Annotated in this window: 19 protein-coding genes; 8 read left to right on the top strand and 11 right to left on the bottom strand. The window is 70.3% G+C overall.

The features are described from left to right. Positions 1-61: 61 nt before the first annotated feature. The 3 genes from OHA58_RS06440 to OHA58_RS06450 all read left to right on the top strand — a co-directional run bounded on the left by OHA58_RS06440 (position 62) and on the right by OHA58_RS06450 (position 3511). Positions 62-901, top strand: a complete 840-nt coding sequence (locus OHA58_RS06440) for a TIM barrel protein (protein WP_405477259.1) — start codon at positions 62-64, stop codon at positions 899-901. Positions 902-957: 56 nt separating this feature from the next. Continuing rightward, a complete protein-coding gene (locus OHA58_RS06445) occupies positions 958-1848 on the top strand; it encodes a 2-hydroxy-3-oxopropionate reductase (protein ID WP_405477260.1) in 891 nt (296 codons plus the stop codon). 205 nt (positions 1849-2053) lie between these two features. Further along, positions 2054-3511 carry a catalase gene (locus OHA58_RS06450; protein WP_405477262.1) on the top strand — a complete coding sequence of 486 codons (1458 nt, stop codon included), beginning with the start codon at positions 2054-2056 and terminating at the stop codon, positions 3509-3511. Between the two features lie 444 nt (positions 3512-3955). On the opposite strand, the gene OHA58_RS06455 is transcribed toward OHA58_RS06450, so the two are convergent. Together OHA58_RS06455 and gcl are read right to left on the bottom strand one after the other, a co-directional pair. Beyond that, complete coding sequence (locus OHA58_RS06455) at positions 3956-4726, bottom strand: hypothetical protein (protein ID WP_405477264.1); 771 nt, start codon at positions 4724-4726, stop codon at positions 3956-3958. Positions 4727-4900: 174 nt separating this feature from the next. Continuing rightward, complete coding sequence (gene gcl, locus OHA58_RS06460) at positions 4901-6688, bottom strand: glyoxylate carboligase (protein WP_266743658.1); 1788 nt, start codon at positions 6686-6688, stop codon at positions 4901-4903. Between the two features lie 311 nt (positions 6689-6999). On the opposite strand from gcl, the gene OHA58_RS06465 reads away from it, so the two are divergent. Continuing rightward, entirely contained in the window at positions 7000-7800 is an 801-nt protein-coding gene (locus tag OHA58_RS06465; RefSeq protein WP_405477266.1) for a hypothetical protein, read from the top strand. 88 nt (positions 7801-7888) lie between these two features. Here OHA58_RS06465 and OHA58_RS06470 read toward each other — a convergent pair whose 3' ends face one another. Then, entirely contained in the window at positions 7889-9535 is a 1647-nt protein-coding gene (locus tag OHA58_RS06470) for an AMP-binding protein (RefSeq protein WP_405477268.1), read from the bottom strand. Further along, positions 9532-11238, bottom strand: coding sequence for an AMP-binding protein (locus OHA58_RS06475; RefSeq protein ID WP_405477269.1), 1707 nt, complete (start codon positions 11236-11238; stop codon positions 9532-9534). Before OHA58_RS06475 ends, OHA58_RS06470 begins: the two co-directional genes overlap by 4 nt. Positions 11239-11347: 109 nt before the next feature. Here OHA58_RS06475 and OHA58_RS06480 point away from each other — a divergent pair, with 109 nt between their 5' ends. The 3 genes from OHA58_RS06480 (at position 11348) to OHA58_RS06490 (ending at position 14441) form a co-directional block, all read left to right on the top strand. Beyond that, positions 11348-12301 carry a response regulator transcription factor gene (locus tag OHA58_RS06480; protein ID WP_405477271.1) on the top strand — a complete coding sequence of 318 codons (954 nt, stop codon included), beginning with the start codon at positions 11348-11350 and terminating at the stop codon, positions 12299-12301. Positions 12302-12446: 145 nt separating this feature from the next. Then, positions 12447-13091: a LysE family translocator gene (locus tag OHA58_RS06485; RefSeq protein WP_405477273.1), complete on the top strand. Its 645-nt coding sequence runs from the start codon at positions 12447-12449 to the stop codon at positions 13089-13091. 186 nt (positions 13092-13277) lie between these two features. Continuing rightward, a complete protein-coding gene (locus tag OHA58_RS06490; RefSeq protein ID WP_405477275.1) occupies positions 13278-14441 on the top strand; it encodes a magnesium and cobalt transport protein CorA in 1164 nt (387 codons plus the stop codon). A gap of 570 nt (positions 14442-15011) precedes the next feature. Here the strand turns inward: OHA58_RS06490 and OHA58_RS06495 are convergent. Together OHA58_RS06495 and OHA58_RS06500 are read right to left on the bottom strand one after the other, a co-directional pair. Further along, the gene (locus OHA58_RS06495) at positions 15012-15947 is read right to left on the bottom strand and encodes an alpha/beta hydrolase (RefSeq protein WP_405477277.1); all 936 of its coding nucleotides are present in this window, start codon (positions 15945-15947) and stop codon (positions 15012-15014) included. Positions 15948-16040: 93 nt separating this feature from the next. Continuing rightward, positions 16041-18884, bottom strand: coding sequence for an AAA family ATPase (locus tag OHA58_RS06500; protein WP_405477279.1), 2844 nt, complete (start codon positions 18882-18884; stop codon positions 16041-16043). A 206-nt stretch (positions 18885-19090) separates the two neighbouring features. Here OHA58_RS06500 and OHA58_RS06505 point away from each other — a divergent pair, with 206 nt between their 5' ends. Continuing rightward, positions 19091-21871 (top strand): AAA family ATPase, encoded by a 2781-nt coding sequence (locus OHA58_RS06505; protein ID WP_405477280.1) that lies wholly within the window; start codon positions 19091-19093, stop codon positions 21869-21871. A 51-nt stretch (positions 21872-21922) separates the two neighbouring features. Here OHA58_RS06505 and OHA58_RS06510 read toward each other — a convergent pair whose 3' ends face one another. The 5 genes from OHA58_RS06510 to OHA58_RS06530 all read right to left on the bottom strand — a co-directional run bounded on the left by OHA58_RS06510 (position 21923) and on the right by OHA58_RS06530 (position 25760). Beyond that, positions 21923-23170 carry an MFS transporter gene (locus OHA58_RS06510; RefSeq protein ID WP_405477282.1) on the bottom strand — a complete coding sequence of 416 codons (1248 nt, stop codon included), beginning with the start codon at positions 23168-23170 and terminating at the stop codon, positions 21923-21925. Between the two features lie 92 nt (positions 23171-23262). Continuing rightward, positions 23263-23604 carry a GNAT family N-acetyltransferase gene (locus OHA58_RS06515; RefSeq protein ID WP_405477284.1) on the bottom strand — a complete coding sequence of 114 codons (342 nt, stop codon included), beginning with the start codon at positions 23602-23604 and terminating at the stop codon, positions 23263-23265. A 10-nt stretch (positions 23605-23614) separates the two neighbouring features. Continuing rightward, positions 23615-24247, bottom strand: a complete 633-nt coding sequence (locus tag OHA58_RS06520; protein WP_405477286.1) for a CE1759 family FMN reductase — start codon at positions 24245-24247, stop codon at positions 23615-23617. Next, positions 24244-25359, bottom strand: coding sequence for an LLM class flavin-dependent oxidoreductase (locus OHA58_RS06525; protein ID WP_405477288.1), 1116 nt, complete (start codon positions 25357-25359; stop codon positions 24244-24246). Before OHA58_RS06525 ends, OHA58_RS06520 begins: the two co-directional genes overlap by 4 nt. Then, positions 25356-25760: an SsgA family sporulation/cell division regulator gene (locus OHA58_RS06530; RefSeq protein WP_405477290.1), complete on the bottom strand. Its 405-nt coding sequence runs from the start codon at positions 25758-25760 to the stop codon at positions 25356-25358. Before OHA58_RS06530 ends, OHA58_RS06525 begins: the two co-directional genes overlap by 4 nt. Positions 25761-25937 lie beyond the last annotated feature (177 nt).

A 25937-nucleotide genomic window follows, 5' to 3' on the forward strand; every position in this document is an offset into this window, starting at 1 on the left:
TATACGGAACTCGACACCGAGTGCCGTACGGATCTCGATACGGAAGGGAGCGCCGACCCCCATGGGATTCGCAGACCAGCGCTTCAACGTCAACCTGTCGATCCTCTTCACGGAACTCCCGCTCCTGGAGCGCCCCGCGGCCGCCGCCGCGGCGGGCTTCACCGCGGTCGAGCTGTGGTGGCCCTGGGTCGACGCCCCCACCCCCGAGCAGTCCGAGCTCGACGCCCTCAAGAAGGCGATCGAGGACGCGGGCGTACAGCTCACCGGGCTCAACTTCTACGCCGGACAGCTGCCGGGCCCCGACCGCGGCGCCCTGTCCATCCCCGGCGAGGAGAGCGACAAGTTCCGCGCGAACATCGACATCGCGGCGGACTTCGCCCTCTCCCTCGGCTGCAAGGCGCTCAACGCGCTGTACGGCAACCGCGTCGACGGCGTGGACCCGGCGGTCCAGGACGAGCTCGCCCTGGAGAACCTGGTGCTCGCGGCCCGCGCCGCCGACCGCGTCGGCGCGATCCTCCTGATCGAGGCGCTGAACAAGCCCGAGTCGCCGCTGTGCCCGATCGTGAGCGCCCCCAAGGCGATCGAGATCGTGGACAAGGTGAACGCCGCCACGGGCCTCGGCAACGCCAAGTTCCTCATGGACCTGTACCACCTGTCCATGAACGGCGAGGACCTGCCCGCGGTGATCGAGCAGTACACCGCGAAGACCGGCCACGTGCAGATCGCCGACAACCCGGGCCGCGGCGCCCCCGGCACCGGTTCGCTGCCGCTCGAGGAACTGCTCGACCAGCTGGCGAAGACGGGCTACGAGGGCTATGTCGGCCTGGAGTACAAGCCCGGCGACAAGCCGAGCGCCGAGGCCTTCGACTGGCTGCCCGCCGCGGCCCGCGCCGCGCGCTGAGCGCCCCGACGCGCGCCAACTCACCTACGTACGACCGCAGTTAGAGAGGCACCCTCATGAGCAACCTCCCCAAGATCGCGTGGATCGGACTCGGCATCATGGGCTCCCCCATGTCCGAGAACCTGATCAAGGCTGGTTACTCGGTGACCGGCTTCACCCTCGAGAAGGACAAGCTGGAGCGGCTCGCGGCCGCCGGCGGCACCGCGGCCGGCTCGATCGCCGAGGCCGTCAAGGACGCCGACGTCATCGTCACGATGGTGCCCGCCTCTCCGCAGGTCGAGGCCATCGCGTACGGCGAGAACGGCATCCTCGAGAACGCGAAGTCCGGCGCGCTGATCGTCGACATGTCGTCGATCACGCCGCAGACCTCGGTGGACCTCGCGAAGGCCGCCAAGGACAAGGGCATCCGCGTCATCGACGCCCCGGTCTCCGGTGGCGAGGCCGGCGCGATCGAGGCCGTTCTGTCGATCATGGTCGGCGGTGAGCAGGCCGACTTCGACGAGGCCAAGCCGCTCCTCGACGCCCTCGGCAAGACCATCGTGCTGTGCGGTCCGCACGGCTCGGGCCAGACCGTGAAGGCCGCCAACCAGCTGATCGTCGCCGTGAACATCCAGGCGTGCGCCGAGGCCGTGGTCTTCCTGGAGAAGTCCGGCGTGGACCTGACGGCCGCGCTCGACGTCCTCAACGGCGGCCTGGCCGGCTCGACCGTCCTGACGCGCAAGAAGGACAACTTCCTGAACCGGGACTTCAAGCCCGGCTTCCGGATCGACCTGCACCACAAGGACATGGGCATCGTCACCGACGCCGCCCGCAACGTGGGCGCCGCCCTGCCCGTCGGCGGTGTGGTCGCCCAGCTCGTCGCCTCCCTGCGCGCCCAGGGCGACGGCGGCCTCGACCACTCCGCGCTGCTGCGCGGCGTCGAGCGCCTCTCCGGTCAGCAGGTCTGACCCCCCGGACTTCCGGGCCGTGGCGGCGCTGACACCTGTCCTGTCGCGCCCAGGCGTCGCCACGGCCCGGAATCATGCATTTCACTTCAACAAACTGTTGACCATAACTTCAACAAACTGTTGACGTAGCTGTTCAGAGCCTCTTACGCTCCGGTTCACCGTCAGCAGTCCCAGCAGTTCCGTACGGAAGGTCACCCTCGCCACCATGTCGAAGCGTGTGCTCACGACCGAGTCCGGCGCTCCTGTCGCCGACAACCAGAATTCCGCCACCGCCGGCGTCGGTGGCCCGCTTCTCCTCCAGGACCAGCACCTCCTCGAGAAGCTCGCTCGCTTCAACCGCGAGCGCATCCCGGAGCGTGTCGTCCACGCGCGCGGTTCCGGCGCGTACGGCTACTTCGAGGTGACGGACGACGTCACCGGCTTCACCCACGCCGACTTCCTCAGCACGGTCGGCAAGCGCACCGAGACGTTCATCCGCTTCTCCACGGTCGCGGACAACCTCGGCGGCGCGGACGCGGTCCGCGACCCGCGCGGCTTCGCGCTGAAGTTCTACACCGAAGAGGGCAACTACGACCTCGTCGGCAACAACACCCCGGTGTTCTTCATCAAGGACCCGATCAAGTTCCCCGACTTCATCCACTCCCAGAAGCGCGACCCCTTCACGGGCAAGCAGGAGGCGGACAACGTCTGGGACTTCTGGGCGCACGCCCCCGAGGCCACGCACCAGATCACCTGGCTGATGGGCGACCGCGGCATCCCGGCCTCGTACCGCCACATGAACGGCTACGGCTCGCACACCTACCAGTGGACGAACGCCGAGGGTGAGGCCTTCTTCGTCAAGTACCACTTCAAGACGAACCAGGGCATCCGCTCCCTCTCCTCCGAGCAGGGCGCCGAGATCGCGGGCAAGGACGCCAACTCGCACCAGACGGACCTGCTCCAGGCCATCGAGCGCGGCGTCAACCCGTCCTGGACCCTGTACGTGCAGCTCATGCCGGTCGCCGAGGCGGACGACTACCGCTTCAACCCCTTCGACCTCACGAAGGTGTGGCCGCACAAGGACTACCCGCTGCAGCGCGTGGGCCGCCTGGTCCTCGACCGCAACCCGGACAACGTCTTCGCCGAGGTCGAGCAGGCCGCGTTCTCCCCGAACAACTTCGTGCCCGGCATCGGTCCCTCCCCGGACAAGATGCTCCAGGGCCGCCTGTTCGCCTACGCGGACGCGCACCGTTACCGCCTGGGCGTCAACCACACGCAGCTCGCGGTGAACGCGCCGAAGGCGGCCAACGCCGACAACTACGGCCGCGACGGCCTGATGGCGTCGAACGCGTACGGCCGCGACCGCAAGAACTACGAGCCCAACTCGTACGACGGGCCCGCCGAGACCGGCCGCCCGCTGTCGGCCCCGCTCGCCGTCGCCGGCTACACCGGCACGCACGAGGCGCCCGCCCACACCAAGGACGACGACTTCTTCCAGGCGGGCGAGCTGTTCCGGCTGATGTCGGAGGACGAGAAGTCCCGTCTGATCGCCAACATCGCCGGCGGCCTCTCGCAGGTCTCGCGCGACGACGTGATCGAGAAGAACCTGGCTCACTTCCACGCCGCCGACGCCGAGTACGGCAAGCGCGTGGAGGAAGCGGTCCGCGCCCTGCGCGAGGACTAATACCCGAGCTGCGTCCGGGGTCTGACGGGAGGTCAGGCCCTGGACGCGAAGCCCGCGCCACTGTGCAGACCCGGATGAGGGGTGGTCACACGGCGGCGCGGGCGGTCCGCCCCAGGCGGACAGGCACGGTCCGCGGCGGCTCTGCGAGCCAGTGCGGTGGTCAAGATCCTGGCGGCCCCTTCTCGACCTGAGGGGAGGGAGCCGCCGGGGTTCATCTCAGGCCGCCGCGGTACCGGCCACACCACAGAATCCGCCCGGCGGCACGCATGCATGTTTCGCCAGTCGCGTGCCTTCGGGCGGCACCAACTCCCTTCGGGGACAGCTCCCCTCAGGGAAATCTCCCTATGAGGGAGGCTCGCTTCGGGGGAAGCACAGAACGCCGAGTACGGACGGTCCCGTACTCGGCGTTCTTGCGTTGTCCCCGCTTCGCTCAGCCGACGGCGCTCAGGAGTTGCCGCTCTCCGCCCGCGCGATCAGCTTCTCGCGCAGCACCGTCCACTGCGCCGTCATGTCGTGCACCAGATAGAGGTCGCGCCGCCGCGTCCAGGCCTGGCCCGACTCGGGGTCGTACGTGCCCGGCATCTCGAAGCCGGCGGGGGCGTACGCCTTCATGCCGCGGTCGTTCGTGGTCTGCACGCAGCGCTTGACGTGGTCGCGGAAGCCGATGACGCCCGCCGTGCCGATGCCCTCAGGCAGCTTCTTGCGGGCCTCCACGACCTGGGCGGCGACCCCGTCCGTGCTCAGGTACGTGATGGTGCCGTCCGGCGCGACGACCGGCTCGATCGACGTCACCCGGGTCATGCCGTACTTGGACTTCAGGAAGCGCGCGATCTCCCACTGCGCGTACACCGGCACGTCCCGGCGGGCGCGCACGCGGGCGACGGTGTCCGCCAGCTCCTCGTTGACCGGGCCCGGCTCGTACATGACCTTCGTGGGGTCGCCGCCCCCGGCCGGCGGCCGGTTGCCGAAGCCGTACGCGACGAGGAAGTCGATCCGGTCCAGGGGCGCGGCCGGCGGGTGCCAGTCGAAGCCGATGTCGTGGATGTGGGGCTCGACGGCGCGGGCGGTGGCCCGGTCGTCGAGTTCGTCGCCGAGCGCGGCCCGCATGGCCTTCCTCAGCCGGTCGTCGCCGTGCGAGGAGGCGGGAGCCGCGCCGAGCAGGGCGGGGGCGGCGGCCGCTGCCGCGATGCCCGCGGCGAATCTACGTCGTTCCATGACCGGATCGTCGCCTTCCGGGGCGGCCCGCCGATCAACACGGGGCAGCGGCCGGGTGTCGGCGCGGTGTCATACGTATCGCGCGGTGTCATACGTATCGCGCGATGCCATGCCGGAAGGGCGGCCCACCCCCCATCGGGTGGACCGCCCCTTGTCGGACCGGCAGGCGCCTGATCAGGCCGTCAGCGGCCGGATCGCGGTCGGCGCGTGGCCGGGCTCGGTCGCGAGCTCCTCGAACTCCTTGACGGCGCTGATGTCGGCCGTGGGGCTCATCGAGATGTTCGTGATGCGCTCCAGGATCGCCTCGACGACGACCGGCACGCGGTACTGCGCGGCGAGCTTCTTGGCCTCCTCGAAGGCCGGCAGGAGCTGGTCGGGCTCGGTGACGCGGATCGCCTTGCAGCCGAGGCCCTCGGCGACCTTGACATGGTCGACGCCGTAGACGCCGAGCTCGGGGCTGTTCTGGTTCTCGAACTCCAGGTTGACCTGGAAGTTGATGTCGAGACCGATCTGCGCCTGGCGGATCAGGCCCAGGTAGGCGTTGTTGACCAGGACGTGGACGTACGGGATGCGGTGCTGCGCACCGACCGCCAGCTCCTCGATCATGAACTGGAAGTCGTAGTCGCCGGAGAGCGCGACGACCTGGGTGTCCGGGTCGGCGGTGGCCACACCGAGCGCGGCCGGGATGGTCCAGCCGAGCGGGCCGGCCTGGCCGCAGTTGATCCAGTGGCGCGGCTTGTAGACGTGCAGCATCTGCGCGCCGGCGATCTGGGAGAGGCCGATGGTGGTGACGTAGCGGGTGTCGGGCCCGAACGCCTTGTTCATCTCCTCGTAGACGCGCTGGGGCTTCATCGGCACGTTGTCGAAGTGCGTGCGGCGGTGCAGCGTGCCCTTGCGCTCCAGGTGGGAGGCGACCCACGCGGAACGGTCGGGGAGCTTGCCCGCGGCCTTGAGCTCGCGTGCGACCTCGACGAACAGCTCGAGCGCGGCCTTGGCGTCGGAGGCGATCCCGTAGTCCGGGGCGAAGATCTTGCCGATCTGGGTCGGCTCGATGTCGACGTGGACGAACTTGCGGCCCTCGCGGTACACGTCCAGCTTGTAGCCGGTGTGACGGTTGGCCCAGCGGTTGCCGATGCCGAGGACGAAGTCCGACTCCAGGAACGTGGCGTTGCCGTAGCGGTGGCCGGTCTGCTGGCCGACCATGCCCGCGTTCAGGTCGTGGTCGTCCGGGATGGTGCCCCAGCCCATGAGGGTCGGGACGACCGGCGTGTTGGTGATCTCGGCGAACTCGACCAGGAGGTCGGAGGCGTCCGCGTTGATGATGCCGCCGCCGGCGACGATCAGCGGGCGCTCGGACTCCAGGAGGAAGGAGATCGCCTTCTCGATCTGGGCGCGGGTCGCGGCCGGCTTGTAGACGGGCAGCGGCTCGTACGTCTCCGGGTCGAAGTCGATCTCGGTCTGCTGGACGTCGATCGGCAGGTCGATGAGGACCGGCCCTGGCCGGCCGGAGCGCATCAGGTGGAACGCCTGCTGGAAGACGCCGGGCACCTGGGCCGCTTCGAGGACCGTGACGGCCATCTTGGTGACGGGCTTGGCGATCGAGGCGATGTCGACGGCCTGGAAGTCCTCCTTGTGCAGGAGGTGGCTGGGCGCCTGGCCCGTGATGCACAGAATCGGGATGGAGTCACCGGTGGCCGAGTAGAGGCCGGTGATCATGTCGGTGCCGGCCGGGCCCGACGTACCGATGCAGACCCCGATGTTGCCAGGGTTCGTACGGGTGTATCCCTCGGCCATGTGCGAGGCGCCCTCGACGTGGCGGGCCAGCGTGTGGCTGATGCCGCCGACCTCCTTGAGGGACTTGTAGAAGGGGTTGATGGCGGCACCCGGCACGCCGAACGCGTTCGTGACGCCTTCGCGCTTGAGGATCTCAACTGCCGCGCTGGCAGCGGTCATACGAGCCATTGAGTTCTCCTGCTTCGGTGTCGGATCAACGCTCCCGTCGCGCCCCCGCGGCGAGCTGTGAGTCCGTGTCGTCTTCATACTGTCTTCAGCTTCTAATTTCCACATTGCGGAAACTAGGTTCTGCTATATGGAAGCAATGTAGGCGGCGGCCCCCCGACCGTCAAGGGACGGCCTCTCGTCGACGGGATCCGGAGGGATCTCGCCCGACTGCCTGCCGCGGCCGGGGAGTTTGGAGGACGATGGGCCCCGAGGGCGGGAAGCCATCGCGTGAGCCCGGGTGCGGAGCCCCGGGCGGATGCCGGGAGTGGGTCATGGCTCAGAACGTGCCGGTGCGGTGCCCCGCCTGCCGGCGTGAACAGGTGTATGCGCCACCGGTCTATCCGTGCTCGTGCGGCGCGCCCGTCGTGGCGCCGCTGCGGCGCGGGGCGCCCGCGGAGCCGGTCACGCACCGCACCTGGCTCGACGACTGGGTGACCGTGCGGTGCGGGGCCTGCGGGCGCCGGGACCGGTGGCCCCGCCCGGAGCTCGGCTGCGCGTGCGGCACGGTGCTGCGGATCCCGGTCGAGGGCGATCCGGCGCCGAGCCATGACGCGTCGCCGGACTCCGACGCGGCGGGCGGCGCGACCTGGCCGGGGCCCGCGCATCCGCCCACGGCGGACGGCCCGGATCCGGCCGGTACGACGCTGCCAGGGCCCGCCCATATTCCGCTGCCGCCCACGGCTCCCGTCCCGCGCCCCGCGTTCCAGCCGGTGGCCATCCGCACCGCGCGCGACGCCGTGACCGCCGTCGCCCTCTATCTGCGCTGGCTCGGCTACCGGGACATCCGCCGCGCCGACCAGCGCCCCTCGTCCGGCATCGGCCTCGCGGCCCGCGGCGTCGTCGCCCAGGTCGAGCCGTCGGTGCGGCCCGCAACCCTGCGGGACGTGGAATGCCTGTGGCTGACCGGCATGACGGAGTCGGCGGTCTGCGTCTACTTCTCACTCGCGGGCTACGACGAGGACGCGCGCACCCGCGCCGACGAACTCGATGTCCCGCTCTTCGTCCTCGACCTGGCGGGCGTGCCGCAGCCGGTCAACAATCCGGCGGACGAACTGATAGCTGCCGGGGCGTAGGCCCTGCCGGGTTCGGTCGGAGGTACGGGGCGGGCCCCACCCGGGCTGATCGCGCCCGGATGAGGCCCCGCAGAAAAAGTCGTACGCCTCAGCCGGCGTCGCCCCCGTACCCCTCCCGCAGCTCGATCTTGCGGACCTTGCCGCTCACCGTCATCGGGAACGCATCCAGGATGCGCAGCCGGGTCGGCGTCTTGTAGTGGGCCAGCTGGTCGTGGCAGTACGCGCGCAGTTCCTCCAGGGTGAGCGTGTCCTCGGGGTCGCGGAGGATGACGCAGGCCAGGACCTCCTCCCCGTACCGCTCGTCGGGCACGCCCACGACCTGGACGTCCGCGATCTTCGGGTGGACGTAGAGGAACTCCTCGATCTCGCGCGGGTAGACGTTCTCGCCGCCCCTGATGATCACGTCCTTGATGCGGCCGACGATCTGGACGTAGCCGTCCTCTCGCAGGACCGCCAGGTCACCCGTGTGCATCCACCGTCCCGGGTCGATGACCTCGGCCGTCTTCTCCGGCTCGTCCCAGTAGCCGAGCATCACGCTGTAGCCGCGCGTGCACAGCTCCCCCGGCTCGCCGCGCGGCAGCGTCACGCCGCTGACCGGGTCGACGACCTTGACCTCGATGTGCGGAAGGACGCGGCCCACCGTGCCGGTGCGGCGCTCCAGGTCGTCGTCGCGGCGCGTCTGCGTGGAGACGGGCGACGTCTCGGTCATGCCGTAGCAGATGGAGACCTCCGCCATGTGCATCTCGGCGACGACCCGCTTCATGACCTCGACGGGGCACGGCGAGCCCGCCATGATGCCGGTCCGCAGCGACGACAGGTCGTACGTCGCGAAGTCGGCGAGGTTCAGCTCGGCGATGAACATGGTCGGGACGCCGTACAGCGACGTGCACCGCTCGCGCTCGACCGCATGGAGCGTGGCGACGGGGTCGAAGGACGGGGCGGGGATGACGATGCAGGCGCCGTGCGACGTGGCGCCGAGGTTTCCCATCACCATGCCGAAGCAGTGGTAGAAGGGCACGGGCAGACAGACCCGGTCCTGCTCGGTGTAGCCGACCGTCTCGCCCACCCAGAAGCCGTTGTTCAGGATGTTGTGGTGGGAGAGCGTGGCACCCTTCGGGAAGCCGGTCGTGCCCGAGGTGTACTGGATGTTGACCGGGTCGTCACAGCTCAACTCGGCTTGTCTGGCGTCGAGTTGCTCCGTCGTCACCGCTGCCGCGCCCGCCGTGAGGGCGTCCCATCCGTGGTCGCCGATGAAGACCGTCTCGCGCAGCTCGGGGCACCGCTCGCGCACCTGCCGGACGAGGGCCCGGTAGTCGCTGCCCTTGTGTTCGGCCGAGGCGACGAGGATGGAGACGCCCGCCTGCTTGAGCACGAACTCCAACTCGTGGGCGCGGTAGGCAGGGTTGATGTTCACCATGACCGCACCGATGCGCGCGGTCGCGTACTGCACGAGGACCCACTCGGGGCAGTTGACCGCCCAGATCCCGACCCGGTCACCCTTGAGCACACCTCTGGCGAGCAGCCCGCGCGCCAACTCGTCGACGTCTGTGCCGAATTGGGCGTAGGTCCAGCGCCGCCCGGACGGTACGTCGACCAGTGCGTCACGGTCGGGGTGGGCGGCCACGGCCCGGTCGAGGTTGCGGCCGATCGTGTCGCCGAGGAGCGGCGCCGGGTCCGTCCCGTGCGCGTACGAGAGGGGCGGGGGCTGGGGCGTCGTGAGGGGTTCGCTCGTCATCGGAAGTCCTCCTCGCGGTACTCGGCCGTGGAACCCTGCGCCGTGCGCTCGCGCAGCTCGATCCGCCGGATCTTGCCGGAGACCGTCTTGGGCAGCTCGGCGAACTCCAGGCGCCGGACGCGCTTGTACGGCGCGAGGACGTCCCGCGAGTGCTCGAACAGCAGCTTCGCCGTGTCGGGCCCGGGTTCGTACCCCTCGGCGAGGACGACGTACGCCTTGGGGACGGCGAGCCGCAGCTCGTCGGGGGCAGGCACGACCGCCGCCTCGGCGACCGCCTCATGCTCCAGGAGCGCGCTCTCCAGCTCGAACGGGCTGATCTTGTAGTCGGAGGCCTTGAACACGTCGTCCGAGCGGCCGACGTACGTGAGATAGCCGTCGGCGTCACGCGAGCCGATGTCACCGGTGCGGTAGTAGCCGCCCGCCATCGACTCGGCCGTGCGCTCGGGGTCTCCGTGATAGCCGACCATGAGGCCGACGGGGCGCTCGGACAGGTCGAGGCTGATCTCGCCCTCCTGCGCGCCGGGTTCGCCGGTGACCGGGTCCAGCAGCTCCACCTTGTAGCCGGGGCTGGGGCGCCCCATCGAGCCGGTCTTCAGTTCCTGACCGGGGCTGTTGGAGACCTGCACGGCCGTCTCCGTCTGCCCGAACCCGTCCCGGATGGTGATGCCCCAGGCGCGCCGCACCTGCTCGATGACCTCGGGGTTCAGCGGCTCCCCCGCGGCGACGACCGCGCGCGGCGGCGTCGCGAGCTGCGTCAGGTCGGCCTGGATGAGCATGCGCCACACGGTGGGCGGCGCGCAGAAGGACGTGACGCCCGCGCGCTCCATGACCTCCATGAGCCGGCCCGCGTCGAAGCGCGTGTAGTTGTAGAGGAAGACGGTCGCCTCCGCGTTCCACGGCGCGAAGAAGTTCGACCAGGCGTGCTTGGCCCAGCCGGGCGACGAGATGTTCAGATGGACGTCGCCGGGACGCAGACCGATCCAGAACATGGTCGCCAAGTGCCCTACGGGATACGACACATGGGTGTGCTCCACGAGCTTGGGCCGGGCGGTGGTGCCGGAGGTGAAGTACAGGAGGAGCGGGTCCTTCGCGAGGGTGACGCCGTCGGGCTCGAACGTCTCGGAGGCGTCGTCGGCGTCCTCGTACGAGAGCCAGCCGTTCGTGGCGCCCGCGCCGCTCGCGCCGACCACGGTTCGGGTGAAGTCGCCGGGGACCTCGGTGAACTTCTCGACGTCCTCGGGCCGCACGATGACGTGCCGGGCCCGGCCGCGGTCGACGCGGTCGCGCAGGTCGGCGGGGCCGAGCAGCGGCGTCGCGGGGATGACGACGGCCCGCAGCTTCATCGCGGCGAGCATGATCTCCCACAGCTCCACCTGGTTGCCGAGCATCAGGAGGACCCGGTCGCCCGCGCGAACGCCCTGGCCGCGCAGCCAGTTCGCGACGCGGTTCGAGCGGCGGCGCAGCTCGTCGAAGGTGAAGCGGCCCTCGCGGCCGTCCTCCTCGACGATGTGCAGGGCCGTCTTCCCGTTGCCGTCGGCGACGGCGTCGAACCAGTCGAGGGCCCAGTTGAACCGCTCGGGGCGCGGCCAGGCAAAGCCCTCGTAAGCGGTGGTGTAGTCGTCCGCGTTCCGCAGCAGGAAGTCCCTCGCCGTGCGGAACTGCTCGGTCGGGCTCGGATCCGTACCGCTGGTCGCCGTCGTCATGTGTCCTCCTCATTGCGGACCGTGCATGCCATCGTGTAATCCGTGACGCAGATCTCACCACCCCCGGACGGGGGTGGTGTACGACCCGCTCTCTGGAGGGACACGGCGAGTGAGCGCAGACGGGGCAGACGCGTTGGAGATGCGTGCCGCTCTGGTGCGGCTGCGGCGGGGCACGGGACTGCCCGTCGCGTTCGGCGGACTCATGACGGGCGGCCCCATGACGGGCGGCACCGGCTCGGTGCGCATCGGTGAGCTGAGCGGCGCGGTGACGGGCGCCCTCCGCGGCCTCGCCATCGCGACGGGCAACGGCCTGGGCGGCAAGGCACTCGCCCTGTCCCGGCCGTGCGCCGTCACGGACTACCCGGTCTCGCGGCACATCAGCCACGAGTACGACGCGGCGGTCGCGGCCGAGGGCCTGCTCTCGGTCCTCGCGGTCCCCGTCGTCGTACGCCGCCGGGTCCGGGGCGTGCTCTACGGGGCCCTGCGCACCGCCCAGCCGCTGGGCGACCGCACGCTGGGCGAGGCGGTCGCGGCTGCGCGCGACGTGGAACAGGCGCTGGTGGTACGGGACGAGGCGCGGGCACTGCTGGCGGCTGTGGCGGGCGCGGGGGCCGCCGGCTCGGTGGCTGGTGGGGTGGCTCGTGGGGTGGCCGGGGCGGTTGCTGGTGCGGTTGCTGGTGCGGGTGGTCCGGCGGCCGGTTCGGGGGCCGGCGCGGCGGTCGGTTCGGCGGCGTGGGAGGAGGTGCGGGAGGCGCACGGCGCGCTGCGGGCGCTCGCGCCTCGCGTCGTGGATCAGGCACTGCGCGAGGAACTCCTCGCGGTGTGCGGGCGGCTCGCCTCGGCGACGGCTCCGCCACGGGTACGGGACGTGGGCCTCACGCCACGCGAGGTGGACGTCCTCGCGTGCGTGGCCACCGGCGCGACGAACGCGGCCACGGCCGAGCGGCTCGGCCTGCGGCCCGAGACCGTCAAGGGCTATCTGCGGTCGGCGATGCGGAAACTGGGCGCGCACACGCGCCTGGAGGCGGTGGTGGCGGCACGGAGGGCGGGGCTGCTGCCTTAGCCGCTCCTTGAGGGCAATGCCCTCGGGGGTCGGAAGCACTGTCCTCAAGTGCTCCATGGACGGGCTCCATGGACGGGCTCCATGAACCGGCTCCATGAACCGGCTCCATGGACGGGAAAGGGGGGTGCGGGACATGCTGGGGAACATGGTGTCAACCGACCGGTATCTCGCCTTCGCGGCGATGTCGCTCCTCGTGATCGTGATCCCTGGGCCGAGCGTGCTCTTCGTGATCGGGCGGGCGCTCGCGCACGGCCGGCGGACGGCGGTCGCGACGGCGCTCGGCAATGTCATCGGCTCGTACGTGCTCGTGATGGCCGTGGCGCTCGGGATCGGTTCCCTGGTGGAGCGCTCGGCAGCAGTGTTCATGGCGGTGAAGCTGGCGGGAGCCGCGTATCTGGTCTTCCTCGGCGTGCAGGCTTTCCGGCACCGCAAAGAGATGCGGGCCGAGGACATCCGGGGGCCGCAGGGCCCGCCGCGCAGCGATCTGCGAACGGTGGCGGACGGCGCGCTCGTCGGGGTCACCAACCCCAAGGGCATCGTCTTCTTCGCGGCGGTCCTGCCGCAGTTCGTGGACCACTCGGCCGGTCAAGTGCCCGCGCAGATGCTCCTGTTGGGGCTGATACCGATCTCGATCGGCCTGGTCACGGACACGCTGTGGGGCCTGACGGCGTCCGCCGCGCGTACGTGGTTCGCCCGGTCCGACCGGCGCCTGTCACTGATCGGCGGCACGGGAGGCTTCGCGATGATCGGCCTGGGCGTGACGGTCGCGGCGACGGGCCGCACGGACTGATCCCCGACGGCCGGCCCAGCGCTTCGGCTGCCGCTATTCGTTGCCGTACGGTCCCGAAGCCTGGTCGGCGGGCCGGTGGCTTGAGGCCAGACCTCCCCCGACGATCACCCCGCGCCGGCCGCATTTGGGCCATATATCCTGCACAGTGGCCGAAGTGACAGCCGTTTCGACACGCAAGGCGGAGACATGGCAGAGCGGCGGGCCCGCCCCGGAGCGGAACCGAAGAAGTACATGTGGCGCCGCACCGCCGGACAGCCGCCGGTGAACCCGCCCGAGCCCGACACCACTCCGCCCCCGCCCGCCACACCCACCAACCCGGCGTCGGAGACGGCCAGCGTGGTGCAGGCGGCGCTGTACCGGGACGGAGTGCGGGTGTCGTCGCCCGCGACGCTCGCCGAGACCTTCCGCGAACTGCGCGAGCAGCCGCACGGCATGGCATGGATCGGCCTGGCCCGCCCGACCGAGTCCGAACTCCTTTCCCTGGCAGACGAGTTCGACCTGCACCCGCTCGCGGTCGAGGACGCGCTGGAGGCACATCAGCGGCCGAAGCTGGAGCGGTACGGGGACACGCTGTTCGTCGTCCTGCGCGCCGCCCGCTACCTGGACGCGCCGGAGGAGGTCGAGTTCGGGGAGCTGCACGTGTTCGTCGGAGCGGACTTCGTCATCACGGTCCGCCACGGCGCGGCACCCGACCTGTCCGGCGTGCGCCGCCGCATGGAGGACTCCCCCGAGCTGCTCAAACTCGGCCCCGAGGCGGTGCTCTACGCGATCCTCGACGCGGTCGTGGACGGCTATGCCCCGGTCGTCGCCGGCGTCCAGACGGACATCGACGAGATCGAGACGGAGGTGTTCACCGGTGCGCCCGAGGTGTCCCGGCGCATCTACGAACTCTCGCGCGAGATGGTCGAGTTCCAGCGCGCGACCCGCCCCCTGGTCGGCATGCTGCACGGCCTGATGGCGGGCTTCGCCAAGTACGGCACGGACGAGGAACTCCAGCGCTACCTGCGGGACGTTGCCGACCACGTCACGCACACCAGCGAACGGGTCGACGGCTTCCGCCAGGCCCTCGCGGACATCCTGACGGTGAACGCGACGCAGGTGACCCAGCAGCAGAACGCGGAGATGCGGGCACTGGCCGAAGCGGGCTTCGAGCAGAACGAGGAGATCAAGAAGATTTCCGCCTGGGCCGCAATTCTCTTTGCACCCACACTCGTTGGAACCATCTACGGCATGAACTTCGACCAGATGCCTGAGCTGCACTGGACGGGCGGATACCCGTTCGCGATCGGCTTGATGGGCGTGGTATGTACCAGCTTGTACGTTATTTTCAAGCGCCGGGACTGGCTCTAGGGGTCGACCGGCCCTGCTCGCTCAGTTTTGCGCCTGCACGTCCCACAGCAACGTCCCTATGGGGCGCTGGGGAGTCCCTGGGGAGAAGTGATGCGGGTGATCTCCTCGTCCCGTCAGAACCATGCCTCTGACCTGGCCTTTTGAGTGCTTATCCGCGCTGGGGAGAATCCGGGGAGAATCGAATGCCACTCCCTGCCTTCCGCCCAACATAACGAGCCTGCCTGGCCTCCCTGTTCGCCAGGGTCTGCCAAGCCGACCGCCCCTGTGGCACATCACGGAGAGTGACATGGGTGCGCCGCCTCGATCCCCCTCTCGACCGGTGCAAGGATCGCGACACTCTCCAGGTGGTGCGTCATCGGGAACCGGTCGGGCGAGCCCCCCTCCCACCACCATGCAAGGTGTGGCTTGTCCATTCCAAGATTGCCCTCGGCAGTCCACATGGCGATGAATCAGGCGTGCGCGCTGCTCGTGGCGTACAGCATTGGCGACGAGCGCGGAGGCGATCCGAATGCCGGACCTTCCAGGAGCAGGACGGCAACAAGGTCATGCAGTCGGCATCCCCCGCCGCCCTCACCTCAGGCGAGCGCGCAGGAATCTGCCGCCGAGCCGTACCGCCGCAAGCGTTGGCGGGCTGTTGCGCAGGGCGGTCAAGGACACGAAGTCGTGGACCGTGCCCTGGAATCGCGCCGCGGTCGCGGCGACACCAGCCTGGCGCAGCCGGTCCGCGTACTCCTCCGCTTCGTCGCGGGCGACATCGGCCTCCGCGGTCACGACCAGCGCCGGCGGCAGCCCCGCCAGTTCGGCCGTACTCGCACGCAGCGGCGCCGCAGTCGGCTCGTCCCGCTGCCGAGGATCGACCGCGTACTCCCGCCAGTAGGACCGCACGGCATCCCGGGTGAGCTGATATCCCGTGGCGAACAGCCGTTGCGACGGGCTGTCGCAACGGGCGTCGGTCAGTGGGTAGTACAGCAGCTGGGCGCGGAGCTGCGGACCCCCGCGCGACCGAGCAAGCAGCGTGAGCGCCGCGGCAAGGGTGGCCCCGGCGCAGTCGCCGGCGACCGCGAGCCGTTCGGTGTCGAGTCCGAGCGAATCGGCCTGTTCGACCGTCCAGGTCAGCAGGGCGTAGCACTCTTCGAGGGCGACCGGATAGCGGCTCTCGGGCGTGCGGCTGTACTCGGGAACGACGGCCGCGACACCGGCTTCGCGCACCAGCTCGCTGACGAGCCACGCGTGCGTCTGAGCGTCGCCCAGCATCCAGCGGCCCCCATGGACGTAGAGCATGGTGGGGGGCCGGCTGACACCGGCCGGCCGAAAGACCCAGAAGCCCACCAGACCGGTGGGCCCCACGGGCGCCGCATGGAAGGTGGCATCCACGTCGAAGTCGTCGATCCGATCGCCCTGGGCCTCTTGCAACGCCTGGCGCGCGGTCTCCGGCTGGAGCTCATGGAGGAAGGGCGGTGTCGCCGAGGCATCGACGAGCCGCTGCACCAGAGGATCGAGAACCACGGGTCGCGGCTGCTCGGCGCGCCCCTCCCGGCCAGGCTCCGGCCGCATTCGTTCCGCCTCTCGCTCGGGCCCTGGGTGGTGGTCGTTCGCGCCTCAGCTGTCCTGCAGGAGGTCCCGAAGTTGATGGCGGCTGCTGATGCCGAGCTTGGGATACACGTTGTAGAGATGCGAGCCCACCGTACGCGGCGAAAGAAACAACCGCTCTCCGATCTCGCGGTTCGACAGGCCGCCCGCGGCGAGTCGCACTATCTGATGCTGCTGGGCCGTCAGCTCGGCAAGCCCCTCGACCGAGGCCGTGGTGGACGCGGAGGCGTCGGCGACACCCGTCGCGCGCAACTCTCCGCGGGCCGCGTCCGCGAGCGCCCGGGCGTCGAGCCGGGCCGCCACCTCGAGGACCGCGGTCAGCTGCGCGCGGGCCTCCAGGGGCCTGCGGCGTCTGCGCAGCCAGATCGCGTAGTGCAGACGGGCCCGTGCCCGTTCCATCGGCCAGGTGTCGCCCTCGGGGTTGACCAGGGCCAGCCGAAAATGGTGCTCGGGGTCCGCTGCCTCGTCGACAAGCGCCGCCGCGTGGTGCATCAGGAGCGTCATGCGGGTCGTCGGCCGCTCGCCCAGGGCCGCCCGCACCGCGCCGAGCACGCGCGCCGCCTCCTCCTTACGGCCGACGCGCTGTGCGGCGGCGGCCAGCTCGCCGACGGAGCGCGGAGACAGGTAGGGGATCATGGGCGATCCGTCTTCGCCGAACAGGGATCTGAAGTGGCGGAACGCACGCTCGGCGTCCCCCAGGGCCAGCGCGTGGAGGCCGCTGGCGCGCAGCATTCTGGCCCGAGTGGCGCGGTTCTCGCCAAGGCTGACGGAGCGCCAGTGCGGGCTGGTGAAAGGGATGTCCGGCAGGCTGTCGCCGCGCAGTGCGCGCAGAGTCACCTCCAGTGCCTCGAGGTCCATGTCGACTCGGGGCAACCGGTGGACGACCGCCTCGGAGCGCCCTTCGTCGATCAGAGCCTGAGCCTCCGGCCATCGGCCCATGGCGATGAGGGCGTCCACGTGGTTCGGAAGCGTCCACACCCGCGACCCCCACGTCCCCTGGGGATCGCGCAGCGTGCTCGCCTGCCGGTACATCTCCGCGCACTGCTCCGCCTCGTCGGTGTAGTACGCCACCGAGGCGTGGGTCAGCAGCCGGGTTAGTGGAGTCGGCCCGTCGAGCGGTCCGGACGGCGGGACGGGCACCCTGCGGGCCGTGCTGCCGCCGAGGGTCTCGGCATCGAGACCGACCGACACGTAGGCATCCAGGGCCGCCAGGACTCCGGGCCCGGTGAACCCGGGGAACTCGCACGAGCCCACCGGCTCGGTGCTTCCGGTGGATGTGACGCGCCCGGGGTGCTCGGCACGGTCGTCCCCCGACCCGGGTGTCGCCCGGGCCAGCCGACGTGCGTGGTCGAGCAGGCGCGGCAGCTCCTCGCGATGCTCCGGCAGACCGGACTGCTGGGTGATCGCCGCCGCGAGCGCCGTGAACGCGAAAGAGGTGGCGGCGGTACGCGGGGGAGAGTCGCGCCACATGTCCAGCAGGAGCCCGAAAGCTTCCCGCTGGAACGAGAGCAGCGACAGCGCGGCGGCCATGGCACAGACCGCCTTGCATCGCAGGTCCCGGTCGCCGCCGACCCGGGAGAACTCCGCGTACAGGTCGCGGACCCACTCCGGATCCCCGAGGGTGCTCGCCGCCGCCATGGCCGCGGCGAGTCGGCGGGCCCGGTCCACGTCGCTCCCGCTGAGCCGTGCCGCCTGCTCCAGTGCCTTCGCCGAGGCGAAGTGGTCTCCCGCGCTCGCGGTGTACACGGCGGTCGCCCGCTCCAGGGCCGAGGCGACCTCCTCGTCGGGGCCGATCGCGGCGGCGGCCAGATGCCAGGCCCGGTACGCCGGGCTCTGGCCCACCGCCGCCGCGAGGTCCTGGTGGGCCCGCTGCCGCAGCTTCGCGGGCTGCTGGTGGAAAGCCGCCGCACGCACCAGCGGGTGACCGAACGCAAGGCGGCCGTCGGCGATGCCGATCAGGCCGGCCTCCTCCGCCGGGGTCCACACGGTGAGGTCGTCGGTGCCCAGGGCGGCCATCACGATGCGGAGGTCCTCCTCCCGCAGCGCGACCGAGGCGTAGAGCAACGCGCGCTGCGTGTCCTCCGGGAGACCATCCAGGCGCGACGCGAACACCGGTAAAGCCGGGGCCGACCCGGCACCAACGCGTGATGCCCGATGCAGGTCGACGATCGCCAGCGGATTGCCCTCCGCCTGCCGTAGCAGGTCAAGGCGGAGCCGCCCCCGGGGCGCGTCGGGCTGCGCGTCCAGCAGGCGGGCTGCTGCCCCGGGCGGCAACGGCCCGAGCCGCAGGACGGGAAGATCCGCCGGGACTCGGGACAGGGGACCTTCGCCGTGTGCGGTGAACAGCATGGTCACCGCCTGGTCCGTGAGCTGCCGCCGTACGGAGAACAGGACATCCAAGGAGGCGTCGTCCCAGTCCTGAGCATCGTCCACCGCCACAAGCAGTGGGTTCGTCCGGGCGATGCGGGTCAGGAGTGCCAACGTAACGGCACACAGCGCACGTCGCTCCTGCGGCCCGGCTCCCGCGCCCGGCTCGAATGCGGTACGCGGCACCGGCCACCGGTCCTTCGGAAACAGGTCCGGCACGTCAAGGACCGGCAGAAGCAGCCGGTGCAGCGAGGCGAAGGGCGCCGGTTCCTCCCCGCCCCAGCCTCGTGCCGACAGGACCCGGGACCCGCGCGCCACGGCCGTCTCCTCGGCGAACCGCAGCAACAGGGACCTGCCGGTGCCGGTCTCCCCGAGCGCGAGCAGACCCTGCGGACCGGAACGCACGTCGAGGCACCGCAGGATCCGGCCGATCTCCTCCTCACGGCCGATCGGCACCGCAACGCGTCTCGCTTCGAACACCGTCATCGCACTCCGAACTTCCCGTGCGAGGCGGCTGGGTCCCGCCCCTTCGTGGATGCTGGCAGGAAGGCGAACAGGCCGCTTCTGTCATGTGACCAGTCATGCGGGAAGAGCCTGGCAAAATGGCATCAACGCTGTGAACAGGTATTTCACGGTCGACCCCGCTCCACTGGGCGGTCCGGGGCGGCTGTAGGGGCGGGACTGGGGAGAGCATGGACGTCGGCGCCATAGAGGCACGCACGCGGGGCATCCGGGGCAGAGCCCGCGAACTGGAGTGGATCGGCAGACTCGTCGACGCCGCGGACGGCTCCGGCTCGAAGGTGCTCGTGCTGACCGGTCAGCCGGGCGCCGGCAAGAGCACCCTGCTCGACCACGCCGCTGACGTGGCCGCGGCACGAGGCAGGCGAGTGCTCCGCGTACGTGGCTGCGAGGGCGAGCAGGGCCTCGACTTCGCGGGAGTGCACCAACTCCTTGGCCCCGTGCTCCGCGACATCGACCGGCTGCCGACGCGTCAGCGCGACGCCCTCCGGCACGCGTTCGGCACGGCCGACGGCGACGGAGAGCAGATCCCGGAGCCGTTCGTGATGAGATCCGGCGTACTCACGCTCCTTTCGGAGGCGGCGACGGAACGGCCCCTGCTCATCGTCGTCGACGATGCCCAATGGCTGGACCTCTGCTCCCTGGACGTGCTGGCGTTCGTCGCCAGGCGTCTGGAGGGCGAACGGATCGCCCTGCTGCTCGCGGCGCGGGACGAGTCCGTGCCGGCGCGCTTCGACCGTGACTTCCCCCATCTGGCGACCCGCCCCCTCGACGGGGCCGAGGCCGGCCTTCTCCTGGACGACCAACCGCATCCGCCGCGGGGGAAGGCCCGGGCCGAGATCATCGAACAGGCCGCCGGGAACCCGCTCGCCCTCATCGAACTCGCTCGGGCGTTCGCCAAGGGACCGGGCCTCCAGAGGCCCGGTGCGATCGACGCCCTCCCCCTCACCACCCGGCTCGAGCGACTGTTCGCAGCCGACCTGCCCGCCCTTCCGCCGGAGACCCGGCACGCTCTGCTCCTGGCGGCAGCCGCCGGTACCGACCGGCTCTCCGATGTCCTGCACGCCGTCCCGCGCCTGGAGGATCCCGAGGTCTGGCGGCCCGCCGAGGAAGCAGGACTCGTACGGGTCGAGAACGGCGACGTCCGGCTGCGCCATCCGCTGATCCGCTTCGCGATCCACCAGGCCGCCTCCTTCGCCGACCGCCGTGAGGCCCATCTGACACTCGCCGCCGCGCTCGCGCACGAACCCGACCGTCGGGCCTGGCACCTCGCCGCTGCCGCGTTCGGCCCGGACGAGGAGGTCGCCGACGCCCTGGCGCAGAGTGCCGAGCGCTCCCGGCGGCGCGGTGGATACGCGGCCGCGGCCACCGCGCTGGAACGAGCGGCCGAACTCACCCCGGACGCGGAGCGTCGTGCCGGACGACTGCTCGCCGCCGCCGTCTCGGCCATGTACGCCGGGTATCCCCAGTGGGTCGGGGAGATCGCGGCCCGTGTGGGCCCCCTGACGCACGATCCCAAGCTGCTCGCCGAGGCCTCACTGTGCGGCGGCTGGTCGCTGTCCGTCACCCTCCGTCATACGGACGCGCTCGGATTCCTGCTGCCCGTGGCCGAATCCATGGCCATCGCGGCTCCCGCCCTGGCGCTGGACGCGCTGGGAACGGCGGCGACCCCGGCCTACAACTCCGGTGACCCCGTCTACCGCGCCGAACTCCAGCGCATCGGGGACCTGATCCCCCTTCAGCCGGAGCGGAGCGACAGGTTGTGGGCAGAGGCGGTCGCCCGCCCCTTCACCGAGCGGGAGACGGCAGTGAAGCGCCTGCACGACGTGGTGGACGGTCTGCGGGACGGTGGGGGCTCGGACCCCACCCCGCTCGGCGACCTCGTGATGCTCGGCGCCACCGCCTGGATCCTGGACGAGACCGACTTGTCCGTACGTCTTCTCGGCCGGGCCATGGACCACTTCCGCCCGACTTCCACGGCCGGCACCAACTGCACGGTCACCCAGGCTCTCGCCCTCGCCCTGTTCGACAGCGGAGCGTGGACGGCGGCCGGGTCCGCGGCCGAGGACGCCTACGGCCTGGCGGCGGAAGCGGGGGCGGAGAACGTCGCCGTGGGGGCACCGATCCTCCAGGCCACCTTGCGCGCCGTCCGCGGCGACCACGCCGGCGCGCGGGAACGCGCTGCCGCTGCCGTCCGCGGCGTCGATCTGAGCAAGTCCCGCAGCCTGTACGTCCGCCATTGCCAGGCGCTCGGCATGGCAGCGCTCGCGGAAGGCGACCACGGGGCGGCGTACGAGCACCTCCGCCGCGTGTTCACACAGGATTTCCCTCCCCTCCCCGTGCACCACCACGCTTCGCCCTACTACCTCGCCGACCTCGCCGCGGCCGCCGTACGCGCCGGCCGGGCGGACGACGCGCGCACCGTGCTCCGAGCCGTCGAGGACCACCTGGGCACGCCCCGCTCCAGCCGCCTGGAGGCGATCGTGCACCGTGCCACGGCCCTGCTGGGCCGGCCCGACGACGCAGAGCCGCACTTCCTTGCGGCGCTCGCCGACCCCGCGGGCGCGCACTGGCCCTTCGAACGCGCCCTCACGCAGCTGGACTTCGCCGAGTGGCTGCGCCGTCGCCGACGGGTCGCGGAGGCACGCCCCCTGCTCACCGGCGCCCTGGAGGTCTTCGAACGGCTCGATGCCCGCCCGTGGATCGAACGCGCCACCGCCGAACTCCGCGCGGCCGGCGTGGCCGTGACGACCTCTGCCGTCCCGGAGGCCGTGGCCGGCCTGACTCCGCAGGAGCTGCAGATAGCCCAACTGGCCGCGGAGGGACTGACGAACCGGGACATCGGCGCCCGGCTCTATCTGTCCCCTCGCACCATCGGCTTCCACCTGCACAAGATCTTCCCGAAGCTCGGCATCACGGGACGCGCCCAATTGCGGGACGTCCTCGGCCCCTGACCTCGAACCGGGACGGCGGCGGCCCTCGACGCCGAGCCCTGCTGGTCTGCGTCAGGCGGACGAGTCCGGCGTGGTCTTCTCTGCCGGAGTCGGCCGCGGTCGGCGTTCAACGGCCCAGTAGGCAAGAGCGGCCAGGGGCAGAGCGGCGCCCAAGCCGGTCAGGCCGGCCCAGCCGGCAGCGTGGTAGACGATCGCTCCGAGCTGGGAGCCGATCGCACCGCCGACGAAGAACATGGCGATGAAGGCGCTGTTGAGGCGGGCGCGGGCGGTCGGGTCGAGCTGGTAAACGGTGTGCTGCCCCAGGATGAGTGTCGTCTGCACACCCATGTCGATCAGGATCGCGGCCAGGGCGATCAGGACGATGCTGTGCCCGCCCAGACCCGCGACAGCGAAAGCCAGCGCGGTCACAAGGAACGCGGCCCCGGTCATGGGACGTACGAGCCCTCGGTCGGCCCAGTGCCCGGCCAACGGAGCGACAGCTGCTCCGGCCGCGCCCACGAGGGCGAAGACGCCGACTCCGACCGCTGAGTAGTGGAAGCGGGGACCGGTCAGAACAAACGAGACATTGGTCCAGAACGCGCTGAACGCGCCGAACATCGCCGCTTGGTACAGCCCTCGACGCAGCAGGACGGGATGCGTGCGCACCAGCTGGACTGTGGAGCGCAGCACGTGGTGGTACGGGATGGATGTGGTGGGTGAGCGCTGTGGCAGGGCCGCACGCAGGGCCACCGTGAGCACGACCATCAGAGCAGCGGAGCCGAGAAAGACGACGCGCCAGCCTGCGATGTCGGAGACCAGGCTGCTCAGGGTTCGGGAGAGCAGAATCCCGGTGAGCAGTCCGCTCATGACCCGTCCGACGATGCGGCCCCTGGCATGGTCCGGAGCCAGGTCGGCCGCGAAGGGCACCAGGATCTGAGCCACGACGGAGGTGGCACCGCTGATCAGCGACGCGATCAGCAGCATGGGGAAGTTCGTGGCGAGGCCGGCTGCCACGAGGGCGAGGGCCGTGATCATCAGGAGGACGGTGACCAGATTGCGCTTCTCCAGGCGGTCACCGAGCGGAACCAGGAAGATCATGCCGACGACGTAGCCGACCTGCGTCAGTGTGATCAGTACCCCGGCGGTGGCCGTGCTGATGTGGAAGACACCGCTCAGCGAGGACAGCAGAGGCTGGGCGTAGTAGAGGTTGGCGACCGTCGTCCCGGACGCGACGGCCAGGAGCGCGACCAGCCAGCCCGGCACGCCTTGCGAGGCCCCCGTGGACCGGGGCGAAGTCCGGAGGTTGGGCCTTGTGGACATGTGCACCTTCTTTCGTCAAGCAGCCACAACCATGGGCATGCCGCTTTCCCTTCCTCACCGAAGGTGATGATCCGGGATGTCAGTCATCTCGCTCAGAGATGGCGAGAGCTAGCCAGCCACTGCCGGATCTCGGGGGTCACGGGGTCGGTGATGTCGTCGAACTCGTCATGCTTTGTGAGGAACTTTGCGACGTAGGGGCAGACAGGCACGATGCGCTGCCCCGAGGCGCGGACGTCCGTCAGCGCCTGCTGCACGAGCCGTGAGGCCAGGCCAAGACCGGCGTAGGAGTCATCGATTTCGGTGTGGTAGAAGACGCGCTGGTCGGCGCTGTCGCGGTAGGCGGTGAAGCCGGCGACCTTGCCGTCCACCAGGATCTCGTAACGGTGCTTGTCGGCCACTCGCTGAACGATCGGAGCGTCTGCGGGGCGTGTCATGGTGTGCCTCTCAGGGGTGTGTCGGGGTCAGTGGAGTGAGGGTTCTTTCCGGCTTCAGGGCGGCGAGCCGCTCCTCGAAGGGCACGACGGCGGGGCTCTCGCCGGCCGGCGTCCTGGCCGTGGCCCATCCGGTCATCAGTGCCGCCAGTTCACCCGCGGCCCGTTCGATCCGACCGTCGAGCCCTTCGGCGCCCCAGTCCTCGGAGGCGGTGTACACCCCGGTCGGAACGACGACGGTCCTCAGGTACGCGAAGAGCGGGCGCAGCGCGTGGTCCAGGACGAGGGAGTGCCGGGCGGTGCCGCCGGTCGCGGCGATCAACACCGGCTTCCCTGCCAGGGCGCCCTCGTCGTGGACGCTCAGTGCGTCGAAGAACGACTTGAACAGCCCGCTGTACGACGCGGAGAACACCGGGGTGACGACGATCAGGCCGTCGGCCGCCGCCACCGCGTCGAACGCGGCGCCCAGCGACCGCCCCGGGAACCCGTTGGTGAAGTTGTGGGCGATCTCGACGGCGAGGTCGCGCAGTTCGACCACGGTCACGTCCGCCGAGGTCCGCCCGGCGACCCGGTCGGCCAGCCGGTCGCCGAGCAGCCGGGTGGCGGACGGAACGCTCAGCCCTGCCGAGACGACGACGAGCTTCATGCGCGGACTTCTTCCTTCGAGGTGGCCAACAGGGACGCGTGGGTCGGCGCGTCCGGCACATCGGCCGGCCGGTCCTTGGCGAACTCCTTGCGCAACACCGGCACGACCTCCTCGCCGAGGATGTCGAGCTGCTCGAGGACGGTCTTCAGCGGCAGACCCGCGTGGTCCATCAGGAACAGCTGGCGCTGGTAGTCGCCGGCGTACTCGCGGAACGACAGCGTCTTCTCGATCACCTGCTGCGGCGAGCCCACCGTCAACGGCGTCTGCTCGGTGAACTCCTCCAGCGACGGGCCGTGGCCGTAGACCGGCGCGTTGTCGAAGTACGGCCTGAACTCCCGCACCGCGTCCTGGGAGTTCTTACGCATGAACACCTGACCGCCAAGACCCACGATGGCCTGCTCCGGCGTGCCGTGCCCGTAATGGGCGTACCGCTGGCGATAGAGCTCAACCATCCTCTTCGTGTGCTCGGCGGGCCAGAAGATGTTGTTGTGGAAGAAGCCGTCTCCGTAGTACGCGGCCTGCTCGGCGATCTCCGGGGAGCGGATGGAGCCGTGCCAGACGAAGGGCGCGACGCTGTCCAGCGGGCGCGGCGTGGACGTGAACGACTGGAGGGGCGTACGGAACTTGCCCTCCCAGGTCACCACGTCCTCGTCCCAGAGCCTGCGCAAGAGCGCGTAGTTCTCGACGGCCAGGTTGATGCCCTCCCGTATGTCCTTGCCGAACCACGGATACACCGGGCCCGTGTTGCCGCGCCCCATCATCAGATCCACCCGTCCGTCGGCCAGGTGCTGGAGCATCGCGAAGTCCTCGGCGATCTTCACCGGGTCGTTCGTGGTGATCAGGGTGGTGGAGGTGGAGAGGATCAACCGCTCCGTCCGCGCCGCGACATAGCCGAGCATCGTGGTCGGCGACGACGGTACGAACGGCCGGTTGTGGTGCTCGCCGGTCGCGAAGACGTCGAGCCCGACCTCCTCGGCCTTCAGCGCCATGGCCACCATGGCCTTGATGCGCTCGTGCTCGGTCGGCGTACGTCCCGTGGTGGGGTCAGGGGTGACATCACCGATGGCGAAGATGCCGAACTGTGTGGAATTCGGCTCGCTCTTCTCGGTCACTCGGAATTCCTCTCGGGTGAATACGTGAGCTCGCTGATGGCGCGGTCGAGGTCCATGTGGAGGCTTTCCGCCCCCTCGGGCACCAGGGCGAAGGTCCGCCGAAGGAATGCGGCCACCTCCGAAACCGCCATTTCGACCAATGCCGCACCGGCGGGATTTCTCAAGACGACACGTAGGGAATGCGGGTGGCAGCGGTGCCGGGGAATGACCAGCACGTCACCGGAACCGGCCGGCCGATGCAGCCCCTCGGTCACCAGCTTGCGAGCGAATACCCAGTCGACGGGTCTCTCCATCGGCGCACCGATGGAAAGGCGGATGGCGTAGGGGTCCGCCATGTCGTAGTGCAGCTCCGCGGGCAACGGCCCTGACATGCCCTTCGGGACGCTGACATGCGCCGTCACTGCGCACGTGACCGTGCTGAGACGCTGAACCATGGTTGCCCCAAAGAACGATTGCAGAAGCGGTTTTCTGTGCCCGACCCTAAATTCCGGTGGCCGACACAGGTTGTCGAGGAACGCACGGAACATTGCCCATAAATGAACTGGTGCACTGCCGGGCCCCGCACCGTGCGCGGAGGG

The organism is Streptomyces sp. NBC_00009, from assembly GCF_045040855.1.
Classification (GTDB): Bacteria; Actinomycetota; Actinomycetes; order Streptomycetales; family Streptomycetaceae; genus Streptomyces; species Streptomyces aureus.